General features: G+C 43.9%; 13 protein-coding genes and 1 other RNA gene. 2 read left to right on the top strand and 12 right to left on the bottom strand.

The features are described 5' to 3' along the window. Window positions 1–307: 307 nt before the first annotated feature. The 6 genes from ycfP to hinT all read right to left on the bottom strand — a co-directional run bounded on the left by ycfP (window position 308) and on the right by hinT (window position 4698). The gene (gene ycfP / locus R8N47_RS16005) at window positions 308–850 is read right to left on the bottom strand and encodes an alpha/beta hydrolase YcfP (protein ID WP_005378464.1); all 543 of its coding nucleotides are present in this window, start codon (window positions 848–850) and stop codon (window positions 308–310) included. Between the two features lie 75 nt (window positions 851–925). Then, the gene (gene thiK, locus R8N47_RS16010; RefSeq protein WP_064353739.1) at window positions 926–1807 is read right to left on the bottom strand and encodes a thiamine kinase; all 882 of its coding nucleotides are present in this window, start codon (window positions 1805–1807) and stop codon (window positions 926–928) included. Window positions 1808–1831: 24 nt separating this feature from the next. Then, window positions 1832–2422, bottom strand: coding sequence for a penicillin-binding protein activator LpoB (lpoB, locus tag R8N47_RS16015; protein ID WP_005378467.1), 591 nt, complete (start codon window positions 2420–2422; stop codon window positions 1832–1834). Window positions 2423–2488: 66 nt separating this feature from the next. Then, window positions 2489–2881 carry a YcfL family protein gene (locus R8N47_RS16020; protein WP_064353738.1) on the bottom strand — a complete coding sequence of 131 codons (393 nt, stop codon included), beginning with the start codon at window positions 2879–2881 and terminating at the stop codon, window positions 2489–2491. Continuing rightward, window positions 2881–4278: a COG3014 family protein gene (locus R8N47_RS16025; RefSeq protein WP_064353737.1), complete on the bottom strand. Its 1398-nt coding sequence runs from the start codon at window positions 4276–4278 to the stop codon at window positions 2881–2883. The genes R8N47_RS16020 and R8N47_RS16025 overlap by 1 nt, the downstream gene beginning before the upstream one ends. 69 nt (window positions 4279–4347) lie before the next feature. After that, entirely contained in the window at window positions 4348–4698 is a 351-nt protein-coding gene (gene hinT / locus R8N47_RS16030; protein ID WP_005378473.1) for a purine nucleoside phosphoramidase, read from the bottom strand. Between the two features lie 269 nt (window positions 4699–4967). On the opposite strand from hinT, the gene R8N47_RS16035 reads away from it, so the two are divergent. Beyond that, window positions 4968–6959 carry a methyl-accepting chemotaxis protein gene (locus tag R8N47_RS16035; RefSeq protein WP_064353736.1) on the top strand — a complete coding sequence of 664 codons (1992 nt, stop codon included), beginning with the start codon at window positions 4968–4970 and terminating at the stop codon, window positions 6957–6959. A gap of 163 nt (window positions 6960–7122) precedes the next feature. Continuing rightward, window positions 7123–8283, top strand: a complete 1161-nt coding sequence (locus R8N47_RS16040) for a DUF1887 family protein (protein WP_064353735.1) — start codon at window positions 7123–7125, stop codon at window positions 8281–8283. Between the two features lie 157 nt (window positions 8284–8440). Here R8N47_RS16040 and udp read toward each other — a convergent pair whose 3' ends face one another. The 6 genes from udp to R8N47_RS16070 form a co-directional block, all read right to left on the bottom strand. After that, window positions 8441–9199 carry a uridine phosphorylase gene (gene udp, locus R8N47_RS16045; RefSeq protein WP_005378479.1) on the bottom strand — a complete coding sequence of 253 codons (759 nt, stop codon included), beginning with the start codon at window positions 9197–9199 and terminating at the stop codon, window positions 8441–8443. 314 nt (window positions 9200–9513) lie between these two features. Further along, window positions 9514–11820, bottom strand: a complete 2307-nt coding sequence (locus R8N47_RS16050; RefSeq protein ID WP_017634749.1) for a zinc/cadmium/mercury/lead-transporting ATPase — start codon at window positions 11818–11820, stop codon at window positions 9514–9516. Between the two features lie 172 nt (window positions 11821–11992). Next, window positions 11993–12412 (bottom strand): CBS domain-containing protein, encoded by a 420-nt coding sequence (locus tag R8N47_RS16055; protein ID WP_005378483.1) that lies wholly within the window; start codon window positions 12410–12412, stop codon window positions 11993–11995. A gap of 247 nt (window positions 12413–12659) precedes the next feature. After that, the gene (locus R8N47_RS16060) at window positions 12660–13394 is read right to left on the bottom strand and encodes an RNA methyltransferase (protein WP_064353734.1); all 735 of its coding nucleotides are present in this window, start codon (window positions 13392–13394) and stop codon (window positions 12660–12662) included. A 212-nt stretch (window positions 13395–13606) separates the two neighbouring features. Then, window positions 13607–13703, bottom strand: an RNA gene (ffs, locus tag R8N47_RS16065) — signal recognition particle sRNA small type. A 137-nt stretch (window positions 13704–13840) separates the two neighbouring features. Then, on the bottom strand, window positions 13841–15844 hold the full coding sequence (locus R8N47_RS16070) for a GGDEF domain-containing protein (RefSeq protein WP_017634751.1): 2004 nt from the start codon (window positions 15842–15844) through the stop codon (window positions 13841–13843). Window positions 15845–15950: the final 106 nt, after the last annotated feature.

A 15950-nucleotide genomic window follows, 5' to 3' on the forward strand; every position in this document is an offset into this window, starting at 1 on the left:
ATTACTCGCTCTCAATTTTTTTTGATATTTATCAAATTATTTTAGTCCGGTTCATTATATAGAGACCAACTTTGAAGGCAACCAAAATCCGTGTAACGAGTACGGATTGACTACTTTTCGACTACTCTACAACAAGGTGTTCGTGCTACATAGGAGGGAAGTAAGAAAACGGTAAGGAGAACACAATATTCAAAGCGTTAAACCAAGAAAATGTGCCTTTCAAAGAGACAGTGGCTCGGCATACTCAAGAGAAGGAATCGCAGCAAAGCAGCCGATAAAAACGCCGCTTTACTGTCTACACTCAACATTAATAAGTATTTTTAAATGCCTTTATCGCTTGTAAATGATGAGAGATTTTTTTGAACTTATGAGACTGAGTTTCATCCCAAATGATTTGATAGTGTTTTTCTAGCTCAGCTGCCGTTTTCGAATTGTCATGCACTTCATCATCTTTAGAGAGAATCACTAAGCAGTGAGCTTGATTTTTCGCTCGGAACTGATCAACACATTTTGTTGCGATATCTTCGTACTCTTCTGGACGATCGATTCGACCAGCCATCGTTTTTTCTGGGTGCAAGTTCGGGTTGAACATCACTTGCTTGATACCGCATAGAAAACCAATTCGCTCAGACCAGTAACCACCTAAACCAACCCCGCAGATTAACGGGTTTGGGTCATCAGATTGATCGATAACTTTAGACACTTCTTTTAACAAGTGTTGCATGTCGTGCTTTGGGTGAAGGGTGCTGTAATTGATAAAACGAACGTCGTCGTCGATAAATTGCAGTTGAAGAACTTTTTCGTGGTTACCCGGGCTTGTACTGTCAAAGCCGTGTAAGTAAATAATCATGTGTACCTCTCCCTGTGTGTATCTGGTACTTTTATTAAAACTACCACTATTTCCTTACTGTTAAAGGGGAAAATATCACGAGTTCTCAAAACAGTGATCTTCCATACACAATGAGCCTTTCAACTCATACGCACTGTTTAAGTATTGTTCATCTCCCCACAATTTATAGGCAAGTAGATACCAGAGCATCGCCATCACCAAGGTTCTTGGTTGCCAAGCTTTTACACCTCTCAGCCAAAGAGACACATCTTCGACACCTCGAATTTGGCAATACTGCTTTACCGCTTCTTCCACAGGCGAATTCGCGACCTGAATAGTTAAGGTCAAATCAAGCCTAGGGTCAGCAATCCCGGCATACTCCCAATCAATGACTTTCACCCCATTCTCTCCTCGCACTAGGTTGTAACACCCCAGATCGAAGTGACATAGGGCCAGCGGAACAGGTGCAACGTTCGGTTCCGTGCGCCACTTCATGTACAAAGCCTCAAACTCCGTCCCCACATACTGACCACCAAGCTCAAGCCAATAATGATCGATGCGAGAAATATATGAAAATGGAACCAAAGGAATTGCGCTTATCGGATATTGATGAATCTTCGCCGCAATGGATAATAAATTGCTTAGTGCTAAGCCTGACTCCGTCAGAGCCTCTCCTTCTATCCATTCCACCAGCAACCCTTGCTCATGAATAAAAACTGGCTTGGGGCCAATTTCCAATGAAGAGACTGCATTCAGCACTTGATATTCACTGTGACGAGAAATTGAAAAAGCCTTGCAGACATGACTGGTCGGTCGCCAGATGTATGCAAGGCCTTGAGAAGATTCCAACCGCCAACAACGGTTGGTGAGCCCCCCGGTAACAGTTTGTACTTTTACCGGAGGCTCCGTAAAGAAGCCATCGAGAGCGTTAAGACTCGGATCTAACTGTTTTGCTTGTAGCCAAGAAAACCATGCCATTGATGACTTCTCCACCCTGTTCGATTAAAGACCGAATAGGCTCTTAGATTGCGCTTTACGAATTTCAGTTTCATCCGCCCACTCAATCAAACCTGTTTCTAGGTCCATTAGGCGCATGGTCATCTTGTAGTATACATCTTTATCGCTACCTGCATTTTTCACAATGCTAGATAGGTTGCCGTAAAGCATGTATTGAGCACCAACCATTTTACCAAATTGGATCGCTGTGCTTTGGTTAACAAGCTCATCCGTATTTTGGAAGTTAAGTTGTTCACGCACAGACTCAACACGATCCATATCAACAAAACGGAACTTACCTGAGTTCAACATCTTAGTAGAGATCGTGTCAGTAATGGATTCAGTGTCAATATGTTCACTGGTTTTGTTCTTAATTCGCTCAACAAAAACGATAGGACGTTGGTCACGAGTAATTGCTGCTACAGAGCCCGACATCATCATGCTATCCACCATTTCAGCCGCGATTTTTTGTAAATCTGTTGAGCCAAAATCGATAGTCGTGGTTTCTGTTGCTTGCGCATCGCCGTAAGAGACTTTGTTAGAACAGCCACCTAAAATGACGGCAAGACCTAAAAGAGCAATAATACTTTTTTTCATGAGAGTTCCTTAGTTTTTCAATACCAGCGCATCGTTAGCGCGGCAGCTTCGGCAGAGCCGTTAAGATTAATCGTCTTGTGCTTCTCTAATTTGCACACGGAATTTTGTGCCATTTGGATTCACAGTAACTTCAGATAACGTGACTTGCTCAAATCCGCGCACAATCATTTTTCGCCACGGACCAGGTTTGGTATTCACTTCTAAACCATTGTTGTCATACCAATAAAATCGGTAAAGAATGTGCTGATCACCTTTGTAATTGCTACTCAGCAGCACGACTCCTCGTGGGCGATCATCAACGTAAGTGGTGGTGATGTTGTCAACTAATAAGCGACTACCTAAAACGTTATCATTAAAAAATACTTTTTGCGTTTGGCCATCAATTCGAATACCAGCCGTGTTTTCGGCGCATCCAACTAAACCAATAGCCATTGCTAAACAAACAAGCCATGCTTTCATTACAGTCTCCCTAGCTGTTTATGCCACACGGTTGAGTGTGCTCCCTGACGAGATACCCATACCAATGTAGTCTGCTGTGCAGGCACTTCAAACTGATAGGTTTGATCACCCAAGTTTAAACTTTGTGTTCCCGGTTTCACGATTTTTGAAGCCGTTTTCACTTGCGCTGGCAATGTTTGCCAACTTCTCGTATCTGGCTGTTCGGTCAATGTGTTCCATACATTGAAAAGTATGTTGCCCACATCATCGCCTTTTTTCGCCGCCTCTTTTCGGATTCGATCTTTTGCCCAAACACGAAGAGCTTGACGGATCACTATTGTAGTAAGGCGTTCATTAAGATCGTTTTGCGCCATCGCATTAACATCAACCAGCGTACTGGAAGGCAATACCTGACCATTTAAAACAACATCGCTAAAACGTTGAGCACCTCGGTTCTGATAATAAGGAAGCGCCAACGAATAAATCGCGCCATTATCGCGACTGTCGTAAATCGGTAAATCAATACGCCACCCTTTCATCGCCTCAACAACACCCTGCTCATCAATAACGATGACTCGCCCTTGTGACTGAGTTAATCCAGAAGGTGCTTTGCCATACCGCTTCTCTAGCATGCGCAAGTCTTCACGCATGCCTAACTTCTTAGCAGCGTATAAGGTGCTTTCTACAACTTGCTTGTTGTCTGGCATTACAGCGAGTGCTCGTCGGTAATCAACGTAAGCACTGTTTAAGTCTCGCGACGCTTCATATAACAAGCCAGAAAGATAGAACAGATAACCATTTTGTACCGCGCTTAGTTTTTTACCAGCATCAGGGTAGTTCGCTAATACACTGCCTAAATTGGCAGACATGCCTTGCTTGTTAAGGTCTTTCTCTGCTGCTTTTAGCTCTTTTTCACGCACCTTTCTTGCCGCTTCCTGAACTTGATTAGCTCGACGCACTTCAACTAGTGCTCCTTCTAAATCGTTTTTCTGTAAGTAATTTAGTCCTAGATACAGGTGCAAAAAGCCAAGTTCGTAATCGGCGGGATGATAGTCTTGGAGATTGTCGTTCACTGCGAGAGAGCCGACGCTCGTTGCCGTGTCTGACACAGATATCGTCGCTCGATCTTGTTGAACACGTACGGCACGATCGCTGCTTTCTAGCGCATTCAAACTTGTCGGGTAATCTTCAGCAAGAAAAGAGATACGACCTTTTTCAAAATTGCCAAGTATCTCGCCACCCACTTCACTTGATTGAAGTTGTTTTGCTTTGGCATATTCCCCTGCAACAACGGCTTGATAAACTTCTTGATTCTGGTTGCTGTAATGGCTAAACAGATTGCCCGCAGATAAATTCGCGCAGCCAGAGGCCATTAAAGCCCAGCTCATCAGCCCTAACAGCTTTACACCTAGTTTCACATTTATCTCCACAAATGTGTCATTCGACAGGAAAAAGAAGTGGGTGAATCGCCACCCACTTTTAAAAGCTTAGCTCAATACCATTGGACCTAGAGGGCGGCCGCCTAGTAGGTGCATGTGAATATGGTAAACCTCTTGGCCACCATGTGGATTACAATTAACGATCAGGCGATAGCCGTCTTCAGCAATACCTTCTTCTTTCGCTAACTTTCTAGCAACAGTGAACAAACGCCCCATCATTGCTTCATCTTCAGCTTCTACATCATTCGTTGTTGGGATCAGTTTATTCGGAATAATGAGAATATGGCTTGGTGTGCGAGGGTTAATGTCGCGAAACGCAGTCACCAAATCATCTTGATAAAGGATATCGGCAGGGATTTCCTTGCGAATAATTTTACTAAAGATCGTTTCTTCCGCCATGAGGACTCCATTTTATAAACGTAATTAGACCCCAATTAGTATGCGCCAACCAAAAGCGGAGCTCAATAAAAACAGTGTTCACTTAACATTATTAATCAAATGCTAATTAACGAAGCTTTTTTTGTCGTGTGCGTCATAAAATGCGCATCACAAACTGAATACAATCCAATGAATTTTGTTACTTTTTTAAGACAATTATTATTTTTATACCCAAGTAAATTCAAAAATACTTGGGTAGCTTGTCTATTTTTGGGAGAGGAAGCTCACTTATGCGAGGTTCAGTTATTAAAAGGATGTATGCCGGCTTTGCACTGATCATCATCCTATTTGCCGTCACAATTGCCATTATGATGGGAGGAATGAGTGATATTCACGGAAAATTTGGCACGGTTTCTAAATCATCCCTACCGTTGGTATCGTTATCTAATCAAACCAGTGTTGAGCTGCTTTCTGCCGACAAATCATTTAAAGACTTCCTGACGACAGAGAATAAACAACGCATGGATGAAATGCGTCAGGAATTTGCTAGATCTCAACAGCGCTTCGAATCCACATTGGCTCAACTGAAAACCGCAAGCCAAATCTACCCTTCTCTTGCCGAACCGTTTTCAGAGTTAAAAACGTTAGAGCAGAGCTATTTTACAGAAGCTCTAGAGGCCATGGACAACTACGAAGCAATGTTCGCGGCTCAAGAAGAAGTGCAAAAATCCTCACGCCGCTTCCAAAAACTGAATACCGAACTGTCGGTTGGTCTTAAAGAATATGTGGCAGATCAAACCAGCATTTCTGTCAAAGTCATGGCAAAGAGCTACTTTATCAAGTTAAAAGATGCCGAAGTGATTACTTCTGATGCCCTCGCCAGTTCCAACCCTGAGTTTGTTACGCAAGCCGTGGCTAAAAACCGCAAAGCAGTAACACACTTGAATTACGCATTCCGCGGGTTGGTGACTCAGCTTCCTGAGCTAGAAAAAGCATTTGGCGAATCTGTAGAGCAATTTACTCGTGACGTTGGTATGCGTGGCGGTGTGCTAGACCAACATAATAATTACCTCAATGCTCGCGCCGCTTTGTATAACAATATCGCCAACCTAGCAAATAAAGTGGATTCAACCATGGCGATTCTTGAGCAATTCACGACAACCGCAACAGATAAGCTCAATGAATCATTGGCAGACGCAGGTGACATATATTCGGCGGGTGTAACGAAAGCCATCATCATTGGCGTTATTGTCGTTTTACTCGCGACAGCGATTGGCTACCACATCGCACAAAGCGTTCGCGAACCGTTGACTCGTATTCTAAAAGTGTTAGAAAGCCTGACTGAAGGTGATATGACACAGCGTATCGATATTCGCTATAACAACGAATTCAGCCGTGTGAGTGGACACATTAACTCACTCGCCGACAACCTTCACGAGATCTTGGTGAAACTCAACGAAGCGTCAGAAAACCTATCGTCAACCGCGACAACCAACGAACGCACCTCTTCGCAAGCACAAATTAAATTGAGCTCTCAACGCGAACAAACGGCAAACGTCGCTACTGCGATGACAGAAATGTCTCATTCAGTGCAAGAAGTCGCGCAAAGTGCGCAAAGCTCGCTAGAAATGGTGCAACGCGTCGAATCTGCCTCTGAAGAAGGCAGAAATGTTATGAGCAGTAACATCTCAACCATTAATCAACTAGAAACACGTTTGAACGAATCGGTTTCCGCAGTTTCTGAGCTACAAAAGATGAGTGGTCAAATTGGATCTATCCTTGATGTGATCCGCAACATTGCGGAGCAAACCAACCTACTGGCATTGAACGCGGCAATTGAAGCGGCTCGCGCTGGTGAACAAGGTCGCGGCTTCGCGGTAGTGGCAGATGAAGTACGAGTACTCGCATCAAGAACGACTCAATCAACCACTGAAATTGAATCCATGATCAGTAATCTGCAAGCTAGCTCGCAATCGGCGAACCAAGTCATACAAAGCTGTATGAGCGATATGGAGATGTCGGTTGAGCAAGCGTCAAAAGCGAACAGCTCAATGGAAGAGATCCAGGCGCTAATCATTGAGATCAGCCAAATGAGTACGCACATTTCACAAGCAGCAGCAGAGCAAAGTGAAACATCAACAGACATTGCTCGCAGCATCGAAGATATCAACAGCATCGCCGATGAAAGTTTCCAAGCCATGTCGAGTATCGCACAAACCAGTGAATCACTGACCCACTTGGCTCATCAGCAAAATGAATTGGTCCACCGCTTTAAGTTATAAATACTTTATAATTAAGAGCATTAATTAGTGCAATCAACTGTATAAGGGCGACTTTTTGTTAAGTCGCCCTTGTTTTTTGTCGGCCATGTCTACATATGATTAATAAGGCCAGCTCATCCCCTTGCACAACTCTTTTCGAGCGGCCTCATAAAAAGGAAAATCTATGGCTGTTCATGTTGGTATTATCGACCAAGACCCAGTGAGATTGGTCACTCCTCTATTAGATAATCGTACGCTAAGCACACATATCGTCTTCATCGGAGACAAGAGCCAGTTAGATATATTTGACCGACTGAGTGCCGTTTTAGCTCAACGAGAAATTACTTCTGAATTTTTTGAAATTCCATCCGCTGTTAATACATCTCTGATCAAACAAGCAATTCAAAAACTGGCAAAAGACCTTCATGAACGCGGCGAAGATGTAAAATTGAACGCGAGCTGTGGTCTTCGTCATCGCTTGTTGTCGGTGTACGAAGTTTTCCGTACCTATCGCTGGCCAATTTTTGTGGTTGAGCCTAGTAGCGATAAGCTTTGTTGGTTATACCCTGATGGCAAAGAAGATACCCAAGTCGAAGATCACATTACGATTGCAGATTACCTCACTATCTTTGGTGCACGCGGCGAGTTTCATCACGTTGATTTACCACCTCTTCTTGATAAAAAATTGTATGAACTTGGTGAACGATGGGCCTCAAATGCGCTTGAGCTTGGGCCAGGTCTAGCAACACTTAACTACCTTGCAACCACATGCCGCAAAGAACAAAAGCTTGATGTCGAGCTCTCCGAAAAACAGCAGGGCTACCGTGAGCTCAACATGTTGCTTTCAGATTTAGTAGAAGCAGAAATCGCCACCTATGAGAATGGCGTTTTAACGTTTGCAGATGAAGATGCTCGACGCTTTTCAAACGGTGAGTGGTTAGAAACTTTGGTTCACAGCACCGTGAAGCAAATCCAAGACACCATGCCGACGATCCAAGATCGATCGTTAAATGTTCAGGTTTATCGTAAACTTGGTGAAAGTGAAGTACGCAATGAGTTAGATGTCGCAACAGTTGTAAACAACAAGCTGCACATCATCGAGTGCAAAACCAAAGGCATGAGAGATGACGGCGACGATACTTTATATAAGTTAGAATCGCTTCGCGATCTATTAGGTGGCTTGCAAGCGCGCGCAATGTTGGTGAGCTTCCGTCCTCTTCGTCACAATGACATTACTCGTGCTGAAGACTTAGGGCTAGCCCTGATTGGCCCTGATGAGCTTAAAGATTTAAGAACGCACTTAACGGCTTGGTTTAAAGACGCGGGCGGTTCAGACGAGATATAGTGCCATTAAGAAAAGCTAAAATTCACAACGATAAAAAGCAGCATTAATGCTGCTTTTTTTATACCTAAATTTTAGCTGTACGCATTTCTATAAGTAGAAAAAAACCAGAGGTTAGCCTCTGGTTTTTTCTGTTTGTTTAAATGCCAACTATAGAGGCTTAAAGCATTTTACGCGCTGCTTCTACAACCACTTTAATTGAACGCGCTTCCGTTTCTTTCAGAGTTGAATGATCTGGAATCTCTTTTTGTGTACGGTTGATGATAACACCAGCCACACAACCCGCTTTTAAACCAGAGCTCGCACACATTGTTAGCAGTGTTGCAGACTCCATCTCGAAGTTAAGTACGCCCATGTCTTGCCATTCTTGCATAGAGCCTTGGAAACGCTTAACAACACGACCAGAGAACGTATCGTAACGTTCTTGACCAGGGTAGAACGTGTCGCTTGATGCAGTCACACCCATGTGAACTGTAGCGCCAGACTCTTCTACCGCTGCTTTCATTGCGGTTGCTACTTCAAAGTCAGCAACTGCTGGGAATTCCATAGGAGCAAAGTGTAGGCTCGCACCGTCAAGACGAACTGACCCCGTCGTTACGATCATGTCACCCACGTTTACATGTGGTTGAATTGCACCCGTTGTACCAACACGTAGGAAAGTACGAACACCAAGCTGTGCCAATTCCTCAACTGCGATAGAGGTAGAAGGACCACCAATACCTGTAGAACAAACCACAACAGGTTTACCGTCTAACTCTGCACGGTATAGCGTGTATTCACGATGGCTTGCTAGAAATACTGGATTTTCCATTTGTTCTGCGATTTTTTGAACACGCGCTGGGTCACCAGGAATGATCGCTAGAGTCGCACCATTAAGATCAGCTTCAGTAACACCTAAATGGAATACAGCTTGAGACATAAGTCGCTCCTTATTGTGGCTTATTTTATGAACAATAAGCTCATTAATCAGTTATTGGGTACAGATGCACTGTAGCGAACCTTTCACCAACATAGAGTGATCACAATCACAATGACAAAATGTAATGAAAATGAAATTTCAAACAAAACTGGCATTGATCACACTTTAAGGGGCGTTAGATCATTTTGTTGCATAGCAATGCGTGATTTCAAGGACGAGAAAAACGTCTGATCGCATCAGGTGAATACGGTTAAAAAAAGCCCGATACACGAATGCCTCGGGCTATTAATGAGTGGGATCAATGGTTAGGTCAGTTATTTGATCTGCTTGGACTCAAAACGAAGTAATCTCAACGCATTCAATGTCACCAGTGCTGTTGCACCACTGTCGGCTAATACAGCAACCCACAACCCAGTTACACCAAGTAAACTTGTCACTAAGAATACACCTTTCAAACCTAGCGCTAACGCGACATTCTGACGAATGTTACTTAGCGTCGCACGCGACAGTTCTATCATGGCAGGTAGCTCAATCAAACGGTTGTGTGTTAACGCCGCATCAGCAGTCTCGAGTGCAACATCCGTACCGCCTCCCATCGCAATGCCGATACTCGAAGCTTTCATGGCTGGAGCATCATTGATACCGTCTCCCACCATCGCAACGGTATGTTGTTGTGATAGCTTCTCGACGTAATGCACCTTGTCTGCAGGTAACAAACTCGCTTTATAATCCAAGCCTATTCTATTTGCCATTGCTTCTGCACTTCTCGGGTTGTCACCCGTTAGCATCACCGACGTGACCCCAAGTTCCTTCAACATTGCGATGGCTTGCTGGGCATCTGAGCGCAATGTATCTTGCCATGCGATCACGCCAATGACCTCGTCATCGAAACGCACAATGACAACCGTTTTACCTTGTTGTTCCAACGTAACCACTTGCTCTTTGGCTTGTTGAGAAAGTGGAAAGTCTGCCTTTGAAGGCGTGACCACTTGGACCATTTTTCCATCGACGTAACCTGTGACACCAGAGCCTACTTGCGCGGTTTTATCCAACGCTTCAGGAATAGTAAGCCCCTGCTCTTGCACTTTGGTAACTAAAGAAACCGCTAGAGGATGACTTGAACCAATCTCGATTGACGCAGTTAGGCTAAGTAACTTGTCTTCATCCATATCAAAAGCAAAGACGTCGGTCACTTCTGGTTTACCTTGCGTCAGTGTCCCAGTTTTATCAAATGCGACAGACTCAACCTTGCCAAGCAACTCAAGCGCCGCACCACCTTTGATCAATGCGCCCCGCTTAGCCGCTGCCGCCAAGCCAGAAGTGATCGCCGCAGGCGTTGAAATTACTAATGCACATGGACAAGCAATCAACAGAAGGGCGAGTCCTCGATAGATCCACGTTTCCCACGGTTGGGCAAATAGTAATGGCGGCGTAACGATAACCATCAGAGACACCAGCATCATTAGCGGCGTATACCAACGGCTAAATTTATCAAGAAAGCGTTCTAATGGTGCCTTACGAGATTCGGCTTCTTCAATCAAATGAAGAATTCGGTCTATCGCATTCTCGCCCTGACGGGAAGTCACCTGTAAGCGAACCACTTTATCGACAACCACAGCCCCGGCCATCACTTTGCCACCGGTTTGATGTTCAACGGGAACAGATTCTCCCGTTAACGCACTTTCGTCAAAACTCGCAAGCGCATCTTGCAAAACACCGTCGGCAGGCAAACGACCTCCAGGTGCGACTTCTATGATATCCCCTGGTTTAAGCTGAGCAGCTGGTACTTCTTTACGCTCTCCATCAATAATTAAAATTGAATTTTCTGGGACTAAGTCCATTAACGCCTGGACACCGCTTCGCGCGCGAGATGATGCATATGCTTCTAACTTTTCACCAATAAGGAAAAGCAATAACACCATTGCGGCTTCGGCGGTTTCACCTAAATATAAAGCGCCGAGCGCCGCTACACTCATTAACGTTTCAATCGCAAAAGGCGTACCGCTACGCGCCAACTTAAATGCTTTGAGCGCGATTGGGTATAAACCAAGTAAACACGTCAAAGTGAATAACCAAGCGCTTATTTGAGGGTCGATCTTAGAAATTACTGCCGCAGTAGCCATTGCACCAGCAATCGAGAGAATTTGGATGTTGTCTCTTATGACGCCAAGCCAGCCTTTCTTTGTAGTGCTTGGTTTTGGAGCATCAAGTGAAGAGAGCGGGAAACCCGTTTTTTGGGCTGTCTGCTCTATCGTAGCTATCAGCTCTAGACCATCAAAATCGACGACCAGTTTTTCTGTTGCAAACAAAACCTTGGCTTGGCTGACGCCTTGTAAAGACGTAATGGCTTTCTCAAGCTTTTGCGCACAAGATGGGCAATCCATACCTGACACAAGCCAAGCGTTCCGAACGGAGGAATTACTCTCCCTTGTGGGATCGTCTTCCTCGCCTGTGTCAACGCTGCAGCCTCCTCCACTACAGCAAGAGCTTTCAGAAACATCAACACTGGCCTGAGAGATATTGAGCGAAGATTTTACTGGCGCACAGCATGACTCGCTTGCACCAAGCGGCACCGCAGTTTTGATTTTGCTAGATTGGCAACCTTGATGTTTTGTACACATAATTTTTTCCTTATTGGTATCGGTGATTTACCTATTGCTAAGGATAAACCTTAGAGTAAGCTCCAAGGTCAAGATAAATTTGTACAGTTCGGCGATAGAAAATAAAAAAGACGCCGAAGCGTCTTTCCAAACCAGTTTAAAAGCAATATTCCGTAAAGTTTAAACAGAGAGGTTAAACGGGATGCTTAAAGCACTCATTTAATGTCATTCCTATGGCACGCAGCACGTCTCTTCTTGTGATAACACCAACCAACTTACCTTTGCCATCCACCACTGGATACATTTTCGGCTTTCCAACTTTCATCATGTCAGCCAGTTCAATTACTGACATTTCTGGAGAAACAGATAAGACATCATCATGCATACACTCTTGTACCGTATGTGTATCTTGGCAGTGATAACTTGCTTTCACCAACTTATCTAATAAGTCTTGCTCCGATAAAAACCCAACCACTTTTTCATTTTCATCAATGACAGGGCCACCTAGTGTGACACTTTGCATTACTTTGTTTAAAGCTGCCGAAAGTGACATATCTTTCGTGAAAGTCACCGCTTGCAACGTCATGTAATCTTTTACTTTTAATGAGTGCATTCTTATCTCCTTAAGGGCATTTTATTGCGGCCTTTAGATAAGTGTCGCCTAATTTCCTGATTTTACTAAATGGAAAGGAGTAATTTTATTTATAGGCACAGCCTATTGAACTAAAACAAAATTAACTCACCGAACAACATTCACTGTATTTCGTTAAACGCAAGATTCAGCCAGGCTGATTTTTCTAGGCAATAAATACAACAAAGCCAGTCAAATTGACTGGCTTTGTTATTAAGTAATTGTTGCGTTAGCTATGTTGGCGGCGCATGTTGTCTAAAATAATGCCAGTCGCCATCGCGACATTCAGTGATTCGGCACCGCCAAACGCCGGAATCGTGATTTTATCTGTCACGAATTTTGCTGCGGCTTCGCGCACACCATGAGATTCGCTGCCCATCAACAAAATACCTTCAGCAGCGAAATCCGTTTTATGAACGCTCTCTCCTTCCAAAAACGCGCCATATACTGGCAATTTGGCGTGTTCCAAGTAACTTGGCAAATCCACCAAACTCACTTGTACGCGGCCAAAGCTGCCCATGGTCGCACTGATCGTTTTAGGATTATAAGGATCAGCACAATCTGTACTCGCAATAATGTGCTTGATGCCATACCAGTCTGCAACACGAATAATCGTACCTAGATTACCAGGGTCGGATACACCATCTAGCGCAATCATCAAGCCTTTCGCTTGAGGCTCTTTTACACTCGGAATTTCAACCACAGCAATGGCCGCATTATTGCTCACAAGCGTGCTCGCTTTGGTCAATTCATCAAGCGATGCTTCAACACAATCAAAACGATTTAGCGTACTAGCATTTTGTTCGAGAAATGCCGCTGTTGCAAAAACCTGCTTCACCTTCAATGAACTACTTGCTAGCTCTAGTACGTTCTTTTCACCCTGAACTAGGAATAAGCCATGCGCTTTACGCTGTTTCTTTTGACCTAAAGCACGAAGCAGTTTTAATTGGTTTTTTGAAATCATTAAAGTATCCCAGGTGAAAATGGTTATTCGGCGAGCGTACCCTAAACAATCTTCACGACAGTTCGGTATCAAGCGGATGAGATTATAAATTATACCTAAATAACCTCAAGAAGCTTGATCATCAGAAGACGTTGAACACCAAGCGTAGCCAAAATAAAAGAAGGCTCAAAAACGAAAAAAGCCCTGCGATAACGCAGGGCTTTCAAAGGGTGGGACCCCAGCCACATCCCGGCACACAAGTCACACGCTGCGGCTGCTTCCTTCCGGACCTGACCGAGTTCACGAGCTATTGTTGCGAGAGGACCAGAGCCCCATAATTCTTTTCGAGAGGTCTTGCCTCAATCGATGGGGCGATTATTCAGTATCAGCTCTCATAATGCAAGAGCAAAAACCTTGAATTTCATCATTTCATTACCGTTTGAACAAAACTCGATCAATTCATTCCTTTATGATGAAACCGTGCAGTCACGATAAGAGGAGTCGTGCCGTGAGGACTGCTTACTCATGTACATGTCTTCATCAGCCAAATGCATCGCTTGCTCTAAGCTCATGTGCCGTTCCCTTTTTGCAGAGAAACCAATAGAGATACTTATAGACTCCAAATCACTACATAATTTGCCTTTCACATCGATTCTACTGAGCTCTCTCATTGCTCTAGTTAACTCGGCTTGCGTAGGATAACCCAGTAATATGAACTCATCCCCTCCAATTCGATAACATCTTCCCGACCAGACATAATGAATTTTTAGCGCCAGTAGTTGTAAAACTTCGTCCCCAGCGCGATGACCATAAGTGTCATTGATTCGTTTGAAATGATTAATGTCTAAGTAAAGTATGGATAGATCTTTGTTTACTCCTTTTCGATACTTTACTTGCAACGCACGACGATTCCTTAACCCTGTTAAGTTGTCAGTGTTCGATTGACGGTAAAGATAAAGCGAAACACAAATAGCAAACAATAATACAAAGATAAACACAGCTTGTGTTTGCGTCGCTAATCGAATCTCATATTCAAGTGCGGTACGCCAATCTGGGCGTACATCGTACTGAGCAATGATCTTATCAACTTCTAACATCGCTATCGCTCGACTGAAGAAAGGCGCAAGCATGGCTCCTTTTTCATTCGCGACCAATCCAACAGAGAGTTGTGACTCATAAAACTCGCCAATAGCGGTATCCTGCTCTATCGGAACCAATTCACTGAGACGTAAAAAATGATTGAGCATCGCCGTATCCATCGGAATGTAATCGACTTCTTCATTTAGTAGCCCCTGAATGAGCTCTTGTTGGGTACGATAACGTTTGAGTTCTTTTAGCGGTAACAGTTGCGTCATCATTTGATCGAAAAAGTCATCCTTAACTACGCCAATCCGCTCAGATATCAACTGTGAAACATGAGAGTATGTGCTCGGTTTGTAACCTAAACGCTTGACCATCACCGATGCTGGCGCGTAATGGGGCTTTGGAAAGTAGCTAAATGCGCGCCGCTCACGGCTGACCGTTAACGGCGCCAAAATTTCGAAATTACCTTGGATAAACTCATGGTACATAGAACCCCAGCTTTCACCAGGCTCACTAATGATCAAGCAGTTTAAAGCCAAGATCTCACAGCTTCTCAGGACTACATCAGCCGTCATCCCTTCGACACTACCATCTGCGTTGTATACAACATATGGAAAGATAGATTCGAGCTTAATCCGTATTGGTTCATTAAAATCAAGGGGTAATAAACGAATAGAATCACGCAACGCTGCTCGCCTTAATTCAAATTGATACTGGGAAATTTCTTCGCGAAGCTGCTTTTGCACCGCTTCCCCGTGAATAAACGTAGCGAACGTGTCCAACTCTTCAAGATGATGATCTTTTTTACTGATGATGGATACGGGCTTTATCGAAATCTGATCATTGAGCATCTTGGCGTCAAACCCCTCCATCAGCATCGGCTTGAGCTGGTTAATGGCATCGACAACGCCATCCACAGCACCTGAACGTAGCAGTGTTACTGCTTGTTCGTGACCTTGATAAGAGATCTGTTCTAGCTCAGGGTAGTGTTGTTTAAGTAATTGGGCATAAACTGTATCTTTGGGGACGCCAACACGCGAAATGTCACTCAACGTCGAATCTTTTAAACCAAAGAGGTAGGTATATTCGATATTTGTTGGGCGGGAATAACTAAAACGTTGAGCACGTTCTTGTGTGTAAGTGATATTCGCAGCAAAGTCCGCTTCCCCATTCGCTACTGAATTTAGAATGGCATCAAAGCTGGAGTAGTTCACGTATTGAACGGTAAAGCCAAACTCCTTTGAAGCAGCATTGAAAAGAACACGAGTGACGACATCATCCGCTTCAGTCGCGACTTTATAATGAGCAATTAAAGGGGCTTCGGCTTTTACATTCAAACTCAAGAGGCAACATGCAAAAAGCAACAGTGTTCGAGCAAAAGTTGTCATGACAAACTTATCTTAAATCAACCACTTATATTGTGGTTATTATTATTGGAAGTGTAGTAAATATGAAATGAAGAACATATACTAATCTCCATTTTGTTCCACAACC

The sequence above is a fragment of the Vibrio sp. 2132-1 genome (genome assembly GCF_033344315.1).